This window comes from Spirulina sp. LEGE 11439 (assembly GCF_059821285.1).
In genome coordinates this window covers 21,604-36,676 of the sequence record NZ_JCAMRX010000036.1, presented here as the reverse complement: position 1 = coordinate 36,676, position 15,073 = coordinate 21,604, and the positions used below count along the sequence as shown (strand labels likewise).

Below are 15,073 nucleotides of genomic sequence, written 5' to 3'. Positions count from 1 at the left end.
TCAGTGAACAGTTATCACCTGTTTAAAAAGTTTGGCCAACGTAGATAGAGCGAATTTCTCCATTGCGCTGAATAACGGCTGTTTCACCTTCAATTCTGAGTAATGTCCAGCCGCTTGCACCGATAATTTCTCCGATCGCTATGCGTTGGGTTGAGTCGTCAATGCGAAACAGAGCGCCTGAACTGCCTCCCGCTTCGAGAACGCCTGCGAGTTTAATATTATAGTCCTCGGCAGCCGGAGGGGGTTCAAAAGATTCGATCTCAATATTTTCCTCGTCCAAACTAGGCAACTCATCCGGACGATATGCTCCTAAACGTTCGCTTGGGGGTTCGGAAGGAGTGGCTTCGCTAGTATCAACTGTATTATTTTCTTGTGTCTCGCTAGGAGAAGGAGAAGGAGTAGGAGAAGGAGTAGGAGAAGCGCTAGTACTGGGTTGCTGTTCCTCAACTGGGGGAGGGGGTGGAACAACTGCTTCTGAGAGATTATTGGGAGTGGTTGAATTGGGGTTGGGGGGATAAACGGGAATATAAACTCGTTCGATGACTTGTGGGGAAGAAGTGGAATTTGTGGGAGTCGCTGAAGGGCGATCGCCACTCGGTGTCGGTAAAGTGGCAGTTTGTTGAATTTGAGGATTCTCTGGATTGCGGGCAATGACTTTCAGCGATCGCAGCATATACTCGATAAAGGGCGTGTCTTTAGAGGGAGCGATCGGGGTTTTAGATTCATTTTGGGGGGCAGGTAAGGTGGGTTCTGCGACCGGAGGATTGAGATTGAGTCGCCCTCGATAAAAGAACCAAATACCGACTCCGAGCAAGGAAAAACAGGCAACACCAAAGAGAATTTTATCGGCATGTTGCCCGATTGGGAAAGAAAATTGCGTTTTTTCTGGGGAAGATTGTCTCGACTTGGCTTTATTTTTTTTCAAGGAGAAACGCGATCGCCGTTTTTCCTTCTTATCGAGAGATTTTTGCCTAGCTTCTCTATTCTCTTGGTCGGGGGTGGGGAGAGTAATGGAAGGAACGACAACGGATTGCAACGTTACATATTCAGCTTTAGCGGCTTGGGCGGGCAATTGACCGCTTCCTTCCAGCAGAATATCAATTTCTGAGAACAAATCGTCCATGAGAGCATCGGCATTTTTTTCTAGCGATCGTGGCTCGATCGCAGTAGAGTTTGGGAATAAGGACGATTGACTCGTGCTTTGGGTCTGGCTATTCTCCTCGGACATGGTTGCTCCCTCAAATCATTCTTCGTTCCAAAGCTGAGGAAAATTTTCCTCAATGAGATGATGATATAGCATTTTTTCAGTCGTGGCGAATGAACCCCATAGGATTAGCGGCAATTTTAGAGATTTTGTTTGAGGGGGAGTGCGATCGTGAATTCCGTCCCTTCTCTCTTATGGGAAATTAAAGACAATTCGCCGCGATGTTTTTGCACGATTTCGTAACAAATTGCCAGCCCCAGTCCTGTCCCTTTCCCGATCGGCTTAGTCGTGAAAAAGGGATCGAAAATTTTATCGTGGATTTCTGGAGGAATACCGGGACCATTATCGCGAATGCGGATTTGCACGCGATCGCTTTCGATTCTTTGTGTCATAATTTCAATTCGCTTGTTTCTATTTTCGGTTTGCGTTAGTAATGCCTCGATCGCATTACTCAAAATATTCATAAAAACTTGATTGATTTGTACGGGATAACAAGCGACTTGGGGCAGATCTTGATATTGCTTGACAACAGTAATCTTATTGTTCATCTGACCGCTCAGAATCAACAGCGTACTATCAAGACCTTGATGCAAATCGATTTCTTTAATACCGGCTTCATCAAGGCGAGAAAAAATACGCAGGGATAAAATAAGCTCTCTAATTCTCTCGGTACCGACTTTCATGGATTTTAAGCATTTAGGCAGATCCTCAGCCAAAAAATCTAGATCGATTTCCTTGATTTTCTCTTGGATATTACTCGGGATTTTGGATTTTTTGTCTTGATAGAGATTGGCAATGATTAATAAATCCTCAACATATTCGCTGACGTAAGTTATATTCCCGTGAATAAAACTCACGGGATTATTAATTTCATGGGCAAATCCTGCAACCATTTTCCCCAAGCTGGACATCTTTTCATTTTGCACTAATTGAGATTGTGCTTGTTTGAGTTCCTCTGCTTGTTCTTTATATTGTCGTTCTGAGGTTTGTAAATCTTGGTGCTGGGTTTGAATGATGCGATCGGCACGTTTGACAATCAAAAATAAGGCAATATACAAAATACTTAAAATCAGCGTACAAACCAATGTGACCGATCGCTGAAGTTGTCCTATTTTTTCGTAAAGTGGCGTAACATCGCTGTATAATTCGAGAACGCCTTCAATTTCCGCGCTATTTTTTCCTCTTTGAATGGGAACATAACTTGAGAGTAATTGCCGATCTTGAATGCGTTCGGTCAAAGCAGAAAATGTTTCTCGATGACCGAGTTTACTTTCTACCAAGCCCGATCGCGCGACAACAAATCCCGAGTAATTACTTTTATCATCGCCAATTTGTTCGGATTCTGTAGAAAAAATGGTTCGTCCGGTTAACGAGAAAACTTTGACTTTGACAACAGGCAATCCTTCCATTTGCGTCAGGATTTTTTGCCGCAACCGCTCGATTTCTGGATGCGCTTTCAGTTCTCGATCGCTTAAACGAGAAGCTGTGGCAAAAAAGTCCGAAAACTCCGACCAAATCGTGTTGGAAAAACTCTTAGCTAAAATTACATTATTTTCTTCTCCTTTTTCAATTAAAACCTTAATTGATTGTTGGCGATAAAATTCCCCTAAGACTAAAATTACAATAGAAAAAGCCGTCAAACTCGCAACAGAAAAATAACGAACGAGTTGAAATCTCGTGACCTTAGAGCGAGAGAAAGATAAACGAGCAGGAAAATTTATTTGCATTATTACTATTTATAGTGTTAATCAAGCAAGTAATTGAAGTGCCAACAACGTGAGAAAGGACTAAGAATCCTTGTTCTTCTATTTTTCTCCTCAAGATTAATTTTTCCGGATAAAAACAGTAAAACTCTCAATTTTGAGTTTCAATTTTTTATTGGCATTGAGATAACACACCGATCTATGTTCGTTTATCGTAGCAGCAAGTTCTGAAAAGATCCTGAAAATTTACAGTTTTTAAGCTAACAAAAAATTGTCAAGAACTTGTTAAGTTTTGCCGCGTAATAATGAAGATAAACTGCTAATATGAATAATTATGAAGCCAGCGATCCAGTCTCTCCCCCCAGAAGTCATCAATATCATCGCAGCAGGAGAAGTCATTGATTCTCTCGCTTCGGTGGTGCGGGAGTTGGTAGAAAATGCGATCGATGCTGGGGGGACTCGCTTAACCCTTTCCCTGTTTCCCGATTTGTGGCGAGTGCGAGTTGTGGATAATGGGCAGGGGATGGACTTGACAAATTTAAAATTTTGTGCAAAGCCCCACAGTACCAGCAAGATTCATACTTCAGAAGACTTGTGGAAAATTACAAGTTTGGGATTTCGCGGGGAAGCCTTACATAGTTTAGCGCAGTTATCGGAGTTGGAAATATGCAGTCGATCGCCTTTAGAAGAAGCGGGATGGCGCATGAAATACGATCGCGATGGCAAACCGATTGAGGAAGAAATAACCGCGATCGCACCGGGTACAATTGTTACCGTAAGTCATTTATTTGGTAATATTCCCGTGCGCCGTCAGGGTTTACCTTCAAAATCTCAACAACTGAAAGAAGTTCAAGAAATCATTCAAAATTTGGCGCTCTGTCATCCGCAAATTGCTTGGCAAATTTGGCAAGAGGAGCAACTCTGGTTGCGGATTTTTCCGGGGAAGACAGTTAAGGACATTATCCCGCAATTTCTCAAGCGAGTTCATGTTAGCGATCTGCACTATTTAAGCAAAGAAATTAACCCGGAAAATTCTGCATTTTCCTCAGCTAAAATCGAAGTCGCGATCGGATTGCCCGATCGCTGTCATCGGCGGCGTTTGGATTGGGTAAAAGTGGCAGTGAATGGTCGTTTTATCCGTTCTCCTCAACTCGAACAAACGATTATTTCTAGTTTTGCGAAAACTTTACCTCGCGATCGCTATCCCCTCTGTTTTCTGCATTTACAAATCGATCCGGGGCAAATTGACTGGAATCGTCATCCCGCTAAAACAGAAATTTATCTTCACGATCTGGACTTTTGGCGAGAACAAATTGGTAATGCGATCGCAGAAAGTTTGCGAATCAGTCCCACGGATCTCGGTACGACTGCTAATAATCGTAGAATTGGCAAATTATTGCAGATTTCTGAAGAAAAAGCCAGCTATAATCTCAATCGCCAAATCGCACCGCAAACCCATCCTAGAAATGAAATCGGTTTACTGGAATTGCGAGCCGTGGCACAAGTCAGTAAAATGTATATTGTCGCCGAACATTCGGGAGGATTGTGGTTAGTCGAACAGCATATTGCTCACGAACGAGTTTTATATGAACAATTACAAGACGCTTGGGAACTTATCCCCATTGAACCGCCGATGATTCTCTCGCAATTAACCCTTTCTCAAGTCGAACAATTGCAGTGTATTGGTTTAGAAATTGAATCCTTTGGGGAAGAAATGTGGGCAATTCGGACAATTCCAGAAATGTTAGCAAAAAGAAGCGATCGCATTGAGGCAATTCTGGAACTCAGTTGGGGAGGAGATATCCGAGAAGCGCAGGTTGCGACGGCTTGTCGCAGTGCCATTCGTAACGGTAAAATCTTAAGCGTACCGGAAATGCAAACCTTGCTAAATCAATGGCAAAATACGCGCAATCCTCGTACTTGTCCTCATGGGAGACCGATTTATTTATCCCTCGAAGAAACCTCCTTATCGCGCTTTTTTCGCCGTCATTGGGTCATTGGGAAAAGTCACGGGATTTAGATTCACCAATTCACCAAGGAAACGCAACACTGAGGAGTAAAGGGCATAGCATTAGAATGCTAAAACTATTTTCTTGTATAGCTTTACATTTTCGAGACGATCTCTAGAGAATAGGATAAGTTTTTAATTTCTCTTGTTTAAGAATCTTATCAATATCATTATTTTGTTTTAGGTATAAAACTTTGAGCTTGTATTCAGAGTTTATTGGGATCTCCAACACTTTAGCATTCTTGGGAATTATAGTAGTGTCAAAATCTCGGTAACACATAAATTTTTGCAAACTATTACGAGAATATTCCTGTATTCGGGAGTTTGAAACTGACTCAACTTGTGGATGACCGAGAACGAGGTTGACATTACGTTTGAGTAAATATTCGATTGGTGCACACTTGCTATGTCCGGGATGTACGTCAATAAAGATACCATTCTTTGCAATCCATTTATCATTTAATCCTAACATATCAACACTCGGAAGCTTTGAATAGTAAGGGATTGCTCCGGCTGCTGTTGTCGCAATTTTTACAGGTTCTTCGGTGCCTGCAAACATATTATTTAGAACTAATCCAACCTTAATCCAGTTTTCATCTTCATTAACTAAATACCCTTGTAATTTACTAATTGATTCGATACTTGTATAGCCTTTTGTGCCAAAAAACACGTAGGTATGGTGTAGAGAACCTACTAATACCATTGCGATCAGTGCAGCTTGAAACTTGATGTTTTTAAGTAACAAAATTAAATAAGATATTAATATAAACAAAAAAGGTAAGATAGGAACAATAAATCTAAATTCCATAAAGTCCCCACCAACTTTAGAAACATATAGTAACCAAATAGAGATTAAGACAATAAACATTCTAATTATATAATGTTCAAATAACTTATTCACATAAAAAATACTTAAAAATATAAAAGGAATCAAAAAATAGGACAGAAAAAAAGAGTAAACATAAAAAAGTCCTTCTATCAAAAATGATATGGATAGTGATAGTGATGAATGAGAAGCTTTGACATAGTATGTATTGGGAAGGATACTACCATAGTAGCTAATTTTCCATAACAACCAAGAACTGACGACGATCAGAGATGGTATAGCTAAGTAGCCCAAAGCAATTATTTTCCTAGTAGTAGATTTGTGTTGTTGTTTAAATATATTTGAATTCAGAATACAAAAAATAGGAACAATAATTATTACAGAGTCTAATCTCGTCATCATATCCAATGCAAATAAAAATGAAATGATAACGAGACGAAACGAATCAAAAGATTTTGCCCTAATTAGAGAAGATGATAAGTAGACCATGAAAACATTCAAAAAAGTTTGGAGTTGTGTCTCTAAGCCTCCAGTCATATAGCTACTGAATGTATAGTTTGTTCCCAACAAAATTAGCGGGAGAAAAGTCCAAAATTTATCTTTGAAGATCAGTAAAGATAAGCGATAAGTAAAAAACAATGTTCCCGATGCTGAGATTAATCCTAAAACTATTGATGTGGGGACGGGATCTAATCCTAATTTGATAAACAAGGAGATCGCAATCGTCCAGAGAAAATTTGTATATCCCTCAACTTTGTCCAATTCTCCTGAGTTCCAATTTAGTTCGCCACTAAAGATAAGATTATGTGCATATCTAAAGGAAATAAAAGCATCATCTTGAATAAAAGCATTTTTAAATCCGAATAGTAAAAAAGTAAAAATCAAGAATAAAGCTAGATATTTTTGGGATTTTGATGAAATTCGAGGAGCAAATTGTTTCATTTGTGGGGTGCATCTTAGTTTTACAAAAATACTCAATAAAATACTCAATACTAAGCAAAATCTCTTTTCTATTTTACTGAGGAATGGGCATCTTGCCTGTGGATAATTTTCTATAATCATCGAACAAGCATCCTGCTTGTTCGATGATTAGTGATTTTGTTCTTGCTGGCTGAATGATAGATTTACAAAGTTGAGATTCACCCAGTTTTTTACTAAATATAGACACGCCTAAAAGCCTGTAAGTATGGATTTTACCAATTGTAGCATTGCGAAAACAATCGAATAAGTATTTGTGCGACTTCACCTAACCTAAAAGTGGAACTGTTTATTTTCGATAGAAGAAATATCATCCATTGAGTTTTTCAACCATTCTTGAATACCGGTTTCCCAGCCTTGAGTAAATTCTGTTTTTAACCAAGTCTCGACAATATCCTTTGCGATGGCATTCGTTGTCACCAGAGAACCGAGGGTTAAGATATTTGCATTATTAATTGAACGCGATTTTTCGGCGGCAAAGGTACTTTCACACACAGCCGCATAAACGCCTAAGTGCTTATTGGCAATTATAGACATTCCCATTCCCGTTCCACACACTAAAATTCCTCGCTCAAACTCTTTATTGCTTACAGCTTTAGCAACTTCATCAGCAGTTTGATAATAAGGTGTGAGGTCAGAAGAATCGTTAACCCCATAATCTTGTATTTCATAATCATTACTCAGCAAATATTCTTTAATTGATTCTTTTAATGGTAATCCATATGAATCCGCACCGATCGCTATCTTCATGATCTTTCCTCTCAGGTTTACATAACAACACTTTACCGCATCACAGCAGCGTTACTATTGCCTATCCCTGAAATAGGGGTAGCCTTGCGATCGGGATTATTTGCGATCGGTTGAGTTGGGTTTGACTTTGTGTTTGTTATTATGCTGTTGGATTTGCTGGTAACAGATGAGCAGGGACGCGAAACATACGCTCTTCAATGTTATCCCAAGTAGCAGGAGAAACTCGGGCGACGGCTTCTTTGCATTCAATTAAAACTCGTGTGGCGTAATGATAATTATTGATTTCTTTAACTTCTTCCGCCGATTCAAAAATGAAACGCAACACGGTCGGGTAGCCTAAAGGAGACTCATCGGGTATACTCTGATGTTTACCACAACATTAAAAGTAAAACCAATGAGTCACCAACATCTTAGCATAGAAGAACGCCAAAAAATTTATGAACTGCGAGAGAAAGAGAAATTATCAATTTCTGCGATCGCGAAAATCTTAAACCGTCATAAAAGTACAATATCACGAGAATTAAAAAGGAATAAAGACGAGTCAGGAAACTATTATCCAGAAAAAGCTGAAGAAATAATGAAGAAAAGAAGAAAAGAGTCAAAAGAAGAATTTAATGGAATTGGAGAAAGGACAATAAAACTAATAAAAGAAAGGCTAAAAAAATATCATAGTCCAGAGTAAATAGCAGGTAGACTAAAGAAAGAAGGGGAAGGAAGTGTAAGTCACGAAACGATATATAAAATGATATACAAAGGGCATAAAGAGCTAGATAAATATCAAAAATATCTGCGGCAGAGTCGCAAAAAAAGAAGGAAAAAGAATAGTGTAAAAGCAAAGCGAGGAGGGATACCGGGACGAGTAGGAATAGAAGAAAGACCTAAAATAGTGGAGGAGAAAAAAGAAATAGGACACTGGGAGGGAGACACAGTAATAGGGAGCAATCATCAAGGAGCAATAGTGACATATGTAGACAAAACCTCTAAATTTTTAATTGGAGGATTATTAAGGAGGAAAACAATGGAAGAGGTGAATCGAGTAACTCAAGAAAAGTTTAGTAATCTGGAGCAAAAGAAAAGAAAAACGATAACCTATGACAACGGCAAAGAATTTAGTGGACATCAAAAAATTAGTGAAGAATTGGGAGTCCAATGCTACTTTGCTCGACCATATCATTCATGGGAACGAGGATTGAATGAGCATACAAATGGATTGCTCAGACAGTTTTTTCCCAAAGATACAAACTTTAAAATAGTGACCGAAGACGAGGTGCAAAAAGCTATTAATTTAATCAATAATCGACCTCGAAAATCTCTTGACTATCGTACCCCTTATGAGGTTTCTATAGTCACACATCAGAGTCTGTTGCATTTCAAAATTGAATGGGCGCAATATCAAGACGCAAGAGGAGATTTAATCGATCGCTTGAGTCAATATTGTTCTTACTGTGAAATGAAATTAACTGTTTCACTTGCAGTAGAACATATTCAGCCTAAATCGATTGATCCAGAACTCGATAAGGAATGGGATAATTTCCTCTTAGCTTGTACAAACTGTAACTCTACCAAATCCCAAAAAGATATTGCGTTAGGAGAGTGTTATTGGCCTCATCTTGATAATACTTTTCGTGCTTTTGTGTATTTAAAAGGTGGGCAAATTCGTCCTAATCCTACTTTAACTGACGTAGAGAAACAAAAAGCACATGCAATGATAGAATTGGTAGGTTTGCAAAAACTATCGCCAAGAGATGACAGACGCAGCGATCGCAGACAACAAAATCGAAGCGAAACGTGGGAAATCGCCAAAAGAAGTCTTGCTAATCTTAAAGCAAACAACAATATTAACCTCGACCTAAAGGAAAATTATAAATACTTTTTTGTATAATCTATTTTGGTGCGTTAGTTGATAAAATATAACGCACCAATACTTATTCAACTATCTTTTATGCTCTGGATTCTTAAAGTCGCTTTTGCAACCGGCATCCCAAACATCCGGTTGATTTCCGTGGCCGGGAATGCCGCCATTATCTTTCAACATTCTTGCCAAGTGCAGACAATTCCAAACTAAAAATGTTGTATTTCTGTTGGTAAAATCATTTCCCGGACCACCAGATCCCGGATCTAGATAGGACGGTCCGGGGCCAACTTCTCCCAACCATCCTGCATCTGCCTGTGGCGGAATGGTATAACCAATATGAGAGAGGGAAAACAAAATATTCATTGCACAATGTTTTACCCCATCTTCATTTCCAGTGACTAATGTTGCTCCGACTTTTCCATAATCTCGATATTGCCCTTTATCATTAAAAAGGTGAGTATAACCGTACATTCTTTCTAGCACTCGGTTGCAAACTGAACTTTTTTCGCCCAGCCAAACTGAAGTACATAAAACCAAAATATCGGTTGCATCAATTTCTTTTTGAATTTGCGGCCAGTCATCTTTATCCCATTCATCGGTTTGAGACATATCTAAACCCAAACCCGCAGGAATATCATAATCAACAGGTCGAATGACTTTAGTTTGTACGCCATTAGTTTCAAAGATACCTTTAGCAATATCAATCACACCTCTTGTATGAGATAAAATAGGCGTTCGATTGAGAGTGCAATTCAAAAACAACACTTTGAGATCGTCATATTTTTTCGGTGCATTTTGGTATTGATCCTTGGTAATTCGAGTTAACTGTTCTGTCATGAGATTAAAAACCTATTTTTGCGAGAGAAATGAATTTTAATTTTTTCTCATTCGCTCTGTTTTTACCCTACAAAGTCTGCGATCGTCAAGATTTTATGCTATTAGGAAAAGAAACTTATTAATCAAAGATACATTTCCTGATTAACAAGAAGGTTTATTTTAATGATGAACTGTAAATCGTTTGCGATCGCAAGCCCTCCGTCAAATAATCAGTATTGATTATAATAAAAAATCTAGGGTATAATTTTTTGTTATAATTCTTAACTCTTACTTCCTTTTTAACGAACTACGATGGGAGAAAATGCAAGGGAGTTGAGATAAAATATTTTATTCTGATTGAGAGAATTATCGAGAATGGTTAACTGATAAAGGCTTGTCCTATACGCTTCCAACAGGGCTCGAACCTGTAACCTACCGCTTAGAAGGCGGTTGCTCTATCCAATTGAGCTATGGAAGCAAAAACGTTTTCGGTTGACAGCATTGATATTGTAACGAGAACGACCGGACATGGCAACGATTTCATGGTGCGATACTACTCCGCAACGCTGCTGTGAATCTAGAGCAGACACAAAATAGGGTTTGCTCTTATCTTGAAATTAGACTGTTTTCCGAAAAAAAAATATACGCAAAAGGTTTTTTCTTGACAATGATGAGTATTTAGGGTTATTGTAGCAAAGTATCTACAACTCAGACAATTCAAGGGGTTGATGTGCTTGATATCTTACAAAACGATCGCAGAATATTCTGGTTCGCGAGTTTCTGAGCAATCTTTTATCATAAGAAAAATGATAAATGCGTGCGATGGAATTCTCTCCCGAACATTGGAAAAGTCACGACCAGGGTAAGAAGACGCGCCTTCGTCTCCTCGAATATCTCGATGATAATCCTAAAGCTAGTACCTCTGAGATTGCCAGCAATCTCGGGCGCAGTCGAAGGCAAGTCGAGCGTCAAATTTCTCGCTTAAAGGAAGAAGGGATATTGCGTTATGACCAAAAATGGTTGATTACTCATAATAATTCTTTCTTTGTCCCCAAGTTTTTGCGGCGAGTAATGGCATTTCTCGGTCGTCCGGCGCGGCGAAGACCTCGAGGGAAACGATGTTCTCCCATTCAATTTCAATTCGATCGCTCTACTTCCGAGGCAGTATACCTGATCTTAAATGCTCTGGATTGGTTGGAATTAAGTCTAGCTCTTAATTTCCCCGAACTAAAAGCTCAAAAAAATATTCCCCCAAAAAATGTAGAAACAAACAACGATCGACTAGAAACAGAAAGTTCCTCGCATTTTATCAAGCTAACTATTGCCCATTTATGTTTTCTAAAGAAAAAAAACCTTCGTTTCAAAACCTTGTGCGAGGAGATGGAAAAAATTAGCCAAGGGAAAACCATCTATATTGCTAAGGCTTTGAAAAATAAGGCTTTGAGGAAAACTAAGGATTAATTCAGTAGATATTCTAGAAACTAGAGATTTCTAAAAATTTCAATTGAGTTAGTTTTCAGTTTCCAATATGAGGGATATCTCCTCCTCATTAGAAAAAATTAGTGAGATAAAGACATTTCTATTTCTTCTTGAGAAGTTACAGTCTTGCCAATGCGATCGGCAAGGCTCTCAAAAATGTCGTAAAGTTTACCTTCGGTTTCCAAGTAATTCTCGATTTTGTTGCCGAAGACTTCATCCCACATCTCTTTTAATTCATCAGTACCTAGCAATTCGCTAACGAGTTGCTTTTTTTCTTGCAAGGAGAGATCTTCAATGAGGCTTTTAACACGATCGCCTGCTCGTGAAGTTCTCAATAGTGTATCGCTGGTAGAAATCATAATTCGGATACCTCTCTTACTCTTAGTAGGGGACGCATAATTATATACGTCATTATCAAAAAACACAAGGCACGTTCAACTTTTTTGTGCGAACGCGAGGGAAAATCATCCACAACAAGGCTTACGCCAAATGAGTGGCAACTTGAGGAATAACTAAACCCTCACCGATGCGATCGGCAAGACTCTCAAAAATGTCACCTAAATTTCCTTCCGCTTGCAAATAGTGTTCGATACGAGTATCAAAGACATCATTCCAGACTTCTTTGAGGTCATCAGTACTTAGTAATTCATTAACCAGTTGCTTTTTTTCTTGGAGCGAGAGATCGCTAATTAATGTTTTAACGCGATCGCCTGCAATCAAAGTAGAGTGAGTAGAAATGGCCATCAGAACACCTCTTTTTTTTTGGGGATGCGGTATTCTATATGTCATGTCTAAAAAAAGCAAGCAATTCTCAATACCTTTATTGTAAAGATTTGTAACAACTCAATGACCTGTCCCTACGATCGCAAAGGCCGCCCAGTTTTTCGGATTGGGAAATTGCGCTTTGGTGGCGAGCATAGCTTGTCGCAAGGCTTCTGCTTTACTCATACCCCCTTGCCAACTGCGATAAAATTCCGTCATCAAAACAGCAGTCGCCGCGTCGGGAACCGGCCACAAAGACATGACCAGATTAGACGATCCTGCACTCAGAAACGCCCTTGCCAAGCCGACCACCCCTTCGCCATCGTAAAACTGTCCTCGCCCCGTATCGCAAGCACTTAACACGACCAATTCTGCATTGAGGTTGAGATTGGCAATTTCGCGAGCGGTCAAGAAGCCATCATCGTCGGGAGTGGGGGCTAAAGCTAGAGATGCGAGCAAACCGGAGCGATCGAGAAGTCCGTGGGTGGCGATATGGATAATTCCAGCCTTTTCCATACGCTCGATCGCTTTGTTTTTTGTGGCCGCAGAACCGATAATAGGCTTTACGCCGAACATTTGAGCAATTTCTTTGGCTTCCGTTTCCGCACCGGGCAAACTGTCAAGGACATGAGGATCGGTATGGGGCGTTCTCGGTAACGTTGGCATATCGGGATTGCCCAACACAAAGGCTTTTTGATTGGGTTTGAGACGCTCTTGAATTTGGCGAGAGAGGGATAAAACTTGGATGGAAGGTGCAGTGAGAATGGTATGTTTTTCGATTAAAGATTGGCCGTTAGAGTCGGTAAGGGCAGGAAAAGGAACGTAGAAGAGTATCTCTTGAGGAATAAATGTAACGCGATCGCTTGGATCTGTAGGTAAGAGATCGGCAATGGGTTCGACGAGTACCCCATGCAGCTTTTGCAGGGAAACTTGCAAGCGGCGAGAGAATTGCTTGCTCGAGGCGATCGCGCCTCTTGCTTGACGAACCAATTTGATTAAATCTTTTTCGAGAGGCACTTCGCGAAAATGAACTTCTCCAGTCGGTTTAACCACCCAAATATAAAGTTTTTTGGCAACTCTTTTAGCGCGATAGCGAGCATTGTTGGTAAAAAGATGTGGATTGACATCAAAAATAATACTGTATTCAACAATAGTCGTTTGTTCGGCTTTAGCGATCGCTTTTATTTCTTCGATATTGGGGGAGGAAAACTCGATGAGCGGATGGGATTTATCTTCCAAGCGACGTGCCATTAATTGGGAGAAAGCACGAGCGCGTCCGCTTTCCGAGGCTTCTAAGGCCTCTTCTACGCGATCGCGAGCAATGTAAAGTTCTTGTTGCAAGCGATAAGGATCTGTGAAAGTATTCTGTCCGGATAAGTTAGAGCGATCGGTGGATAATCGACCCGAATCAACACTAGCGCGGTATTTTTTATACCAAATATCGTATTCTTCAAGGGCGATTTCTAAACTTTTTTCTGCTTCTTGCAGGCGACCGGAACGGAGGAGAAAAAAAGCAAGTTTGGTTCGGGCTGAAGGGAGGGCTGAAAAAATAGAATTCGGATATTTTCGGTAGACGGCCAGATGGCGATCTATAGATTGTTGTTGTATTTCTATCCCTCGGGTTAAATCTCCCTTCCAGAACAAATTGCTGCTCAACAGCCCAAAAAGATTGCCCTTTCCCGAATCCTCAGAATCTTCTTGCTCGATCGCAATTTTTTGTTCCAAGGCGGCGATCGCGTTGTCGTAATCTTCGGCGGCGGTGTAAATATAAGAGCGACGAACTAAGCCCCAGCCTCGGTAATCTACATCCTTTTTTCCTACCATGCGATCGAGAGTTTGATGGGCTTCTCGTTCGCGATCGAGGGTGGTAAGGGCGGCATCAAAATCTCCATTTTGTTTTTGATATTCAGAAAGATGCGCTAAGTACATTGCGATCGCTCCATATTCATAGAATTGGTCGCTGAGGGAAATCGTTTGGATAGCTTGTTCTAGATACTCAATCCCGCGATCGTAATCGTTGAGTTTGACATAAATGTACCCTAAATGAAAGAAAGAGTTAGCTTGTCCGAGACGATCGTTGGTTTGTTTTGACAGTTGTAGATGTTCTTGCCAAACTTCAACGGCATCGGCAAAAGTGGCCTCGCCAAGATAACCATTATAAGAAATCCCTAAAACATTTAAAATCATTTTGCGGCGGTCTATATCCGTAGTAGCCGCTAATTCCGATTCCAGAAAATTTAATCCTTGAACATCGCCCAATTTCTCGTGAGCAATGACCAGCGAGTCAAAAACCTCCCGTTCCATCGGTCGGAATAAAAAGGCGGCAAGTCCTTCTTCTTTTGTGTCTGAAGCGTAGATTTCTCGATAGAGTTGGAGGGATATTGTTAAATGCTTTTTGGCTTCTTCATAGTTCCCGACTTCAAGATAAGCGCTCCCGACTTGATTGAGAACATAGGCCTCTTCTTCTTTATCTTTTTGTCGTGCGGCTTCGAGATTGGCTGGAAAGTCTGCAATTGTTTGGCGAGCGCGTTCGAGTCTGGGATAGCTTTCTTGTGCCAAACTGGGAAAGGGAGAAAAACAAATTGTCAGAACTCCCAAACCTGTTATTAAATGACGCGCGATCGCTTTGATTGAGAGAATTTTTTTCATGGCTGGTTGTATTGTTACAAGAAGGTCATTTTAAAGATATTTT

Annotated in this window: 12 protein-coding genes, 1 tRNA gene and 1 pseudogene; 4 read left to right on the top strand and 10 right to left on the bottom strand. The window is 40.1% G+C overall.

Translation table 11 applies throughout. The features are described 5' to 3' along the window. Positions 1–22 precede the first annotated feature (22 nt). Complete coding sequence (locus AC6RV6_RS20665) at positions 23–1,228, bottom strand: hypothetical protein (RefSeq protein WP_500242766.1); 1,206 nt, start codon at positions 1,226–1,228, stop codon at positions 23–25. A gap of 116 nt (positions 1,229–1,344) precedes the next feature. Continuing rightward, positions 1,345–2,931, bottom strand: a complete 1,587-nt coding sequence (locus AC6RV6_RS20660) for a sensor histidine kinase (protein WP_500242765.1) — start codon at positions 2,929–2,931, stop codon at positions 1,345–1,347. A 310-nt stretch (positions 2,932–3,241) separates the two neighbouring features. On the opposite strand from AC6RV6_RS20660, the gene mutL reads away from it, so the two are divergent. Further along, a complete protein-coding gene (gene mutL, locus AC6RV6_RS20655) occupies positions 3,242–4,927 on the top strand; it encodes a DNA mismatch repair endonuclease MutL (RefSeq protein ID WP_500242764.1) in 1,686 nt (561 codons plus the stop codon). A gap of 103 nt (positions 4,928–5,030) precedes the next feature. Here mutL and AC6RV6_RS20650 read toward each other — a convergent pair whose 3' ends face one another. The 3 genes from AC6RV6_RS20650 to AC6RV6_RS20640 form a co-directional block, all read right to left on the bottom strand. Then, positions 5,031–6,683, bottom strand: coding sequence for a DUF8728 domain-containing protein (locus AC6RV6_RS20650; protein ID WP_500242763.1), 1,653 nt, complete (start codon positions 6,681–6,683; stop codon positions 5,031–5,033). Positions 6,684–6,992: 309 nt separating this feature from the next. Next, positions 6,993–7,469 (bottom strand): RpiB/LacA/LacB family sugar-phosphate isomerase, encoded by a 477-nt coding sequence (locus AC6RV6_RS20645; RefSeq protein ID WP_500242762.1) that lies wholly within the window; start codon positions 7,467–7,469, stop codon positions 6,993–6,995. A 139-nt stretch (positions 7,470–7,608) separates the two neighbouring features. Next, on the bottom strand, positions 7,609–7,794 hold the full coding sequence (locus AC6RV6_RS20640; protein ID WP_500242761.1) for an NACHT C-terminal helical domain 2-containing protein: 186 nt from the start codon (positions 7,792–7,794) through the stop codon (positions 7,609–7,611). A gap of 69 nt (positions 7,795–7,863) precedes the next feature. On the opposite strand from AC6RV6_RS20640, the pseudogene AC6RV6_RS20635 reads away from it, so the two are divergent. Both AC6RV6_RS20635 and AC6RV6_RS20630 read left to right on the top strand, forming a co-directional pair. After that, a pseudogene (locus AC6RV6_RS20635) lies at positions 7,864–8,849 on the top strand (IS30 family transposase). After that, entirely contained in the window at positions 8,833–9,351 is a 519-nt protein-coding gene (locus AC6RV6_RS20630; protein ID WP_500242760.1) for an HNH endonuclease, read from the top strand. Before AC6RV6_RS20635 ends, AC6RV6_RS20630 begins: the two are co-directional and overlap by 17 nt. 51 nt (positions 9,352–9,402) lie before the next feature. Here AC6RV6_RS20630 and AC6RV6_RS20625 read toward each other — a convergent pair whose 3' ends face one another. Then, the gene (locus AC6RV6_RS20625; RefSeq protein ID WP_500242759.1) at positions 9,403–10,161 is read right to left on the bottom strand and encodes a flavodoxin family protein; all 759 of its coding nucleotides are present in this window, start codon (positions 10,159–10,161) and stop codon (positions 9,403–9,405) included. A 383-nt stretch (positions 10,162–10,544) separates the two neighbouring features. Next, positions 10,545–10,618 (bottom strand) — tRNA-Arg (locus tag AC6RV6_RS20620). Positions 10,619–10,953: 335 nt separating this feature from the next. Between AC6RV6_RS20620 and AC6RV6_RS20615 the strand changes: the two genes are divergently transcribed. Continuing rightward, the gene (locus tag AC6RV6_RS20615) at positions 10,954–11,601 is read left to right on the top strand and encodes a winged helix-turn-helix domain-containing protein (protein ID WP_500242758.1); all 648 of its coding nucleotides are present in this window, start codon (positions 10,954–10,956) and stop codon (positions 11,599–11,601) included. Between the two features lie 98 nt (positions 11,602–11,699). On the opposite strand, the gene AC6RV6_RS20610 is transcribed toward AC6RV6_RS20615, so the two are convergent. From AC6RV6_RS20610 to AC6RV6_RS20600, 3 genes are all read right to left on the bottom strand, one after another. Then, positions 11,700–11,978, bottom strand: coding sequence for a hypothetical protein (locus AC6RV6_RS20610; RefSeq protein ID WP_500242757.1), 279 nt, complete (start codon positions 11,976–11,978; stop codon positions 11,700–11,702). Between the two features lie 121 nt (positions 11,979–12,099). Further along, positions 12,100–12,363: a hypothetical protein gene (locus AC6RV6_RS20605; RefSeq protein WP_500242756.1), complete on the bottom strand. Its 264-nt coding sequence runs from the start codon at positions 12,361–12,363 to the stop codon at positions 12,100–12,102. A 99-nt stretch (positions 12,364–12,462) separates the two neighbouring features. Further along, positions 12,463–15,030 carry a CHAT domain-containing protein gene (locus AC6RV6_RS20600; protein ID WP_500242755.1) on the bottom strand — a complete coding sequence of 856 codons (2,568 nt, stop codon included), beginning with the start codon at positions 15,028–15,030 and terminating at the stop codon, positions 12,463–12,465. Positions 15,031–15,073: the final 43 nt, after the last annotated feature.

What these genes read in the sequence shown, in the direction of transcription:
- AC6RV6_RS20665 (WP_500242766.1), bottom strand. Translation starts at nt 1,228, where the DNA reads ATGTCCGAGGAGAATAGCCAGACCCAAAGCACGAGTCAATCGTCCTTA.
- AC6RV6_RS20660 (WP_500242765.1), bottom strand. Translation starts at nt 2,931, where the DNA reads ATGCAAATAAATTTTCCTGCTCGTTTATCTTTCTCTCGCTCTAAGGTC.
- mutL (WP_500242764.1), top strand. Translation starts at nt 3,242, where the DNA reads ATGAAGCCAGCGATCCAGTCTCTCCCCCCAGAAGTCATCAATATCATC.
- AC6RV6_RS20650 (WP_500242763.1), bottom strand. Translation starts at nt 6,683, where the DNA reads ATGAAACAATTTGCTCCTCGAATTTCATCAAAATCCCAAAAATATCTA.
- AC6RV6_RS20645 (WP_500242762.1), bottom strand. Translation starts at nt 7,469, where the DNA reads ATGAAGATAGCGATCGGTGCGGATTCATATGGATTACCATTAAAAGAA.
- AC6RV6_RS20625 (WP_500242759.1), bottom strand. Translation starts at nt 10,161, where the DNA reads ATGACAGAACAGTTAACTCGAATTACCAAGGATCAATACCAAAATGCA.
- AC6RV6_RS20615 (WP_500242758.1), top strand. Translation starts at nt 10,954, where the DNA reads ATGCGTGCGATGGAATTCTCTCCCGAACATTGGAAAAGTCACGACCAG.
- AC6RV6_RS20610 (WP_500242757.1), bottom strand. Translation starts at nt 11,978, where the DNA reads ATGATTTCTACCAGCGATACACTATTGAGAACTTCACGAGCAGGCGAT.
- AC6RV6_RS20605 (WP_500242756.1), bottom strand. Translation starts at nt 12,363, where the DNA reads ATGGCCATTTCTACTCACTCTACTTTGATTGCAGGCGATCGCGTTAAA.
- AC6RV6_RS20600 (WP_500242755.1), bottom strand. Translation starts at nt 15,030, where the DNA reads ATGAAAAAAATTCTCTCAATCAAAGCGATCGCGCGTCATTTAATAACA.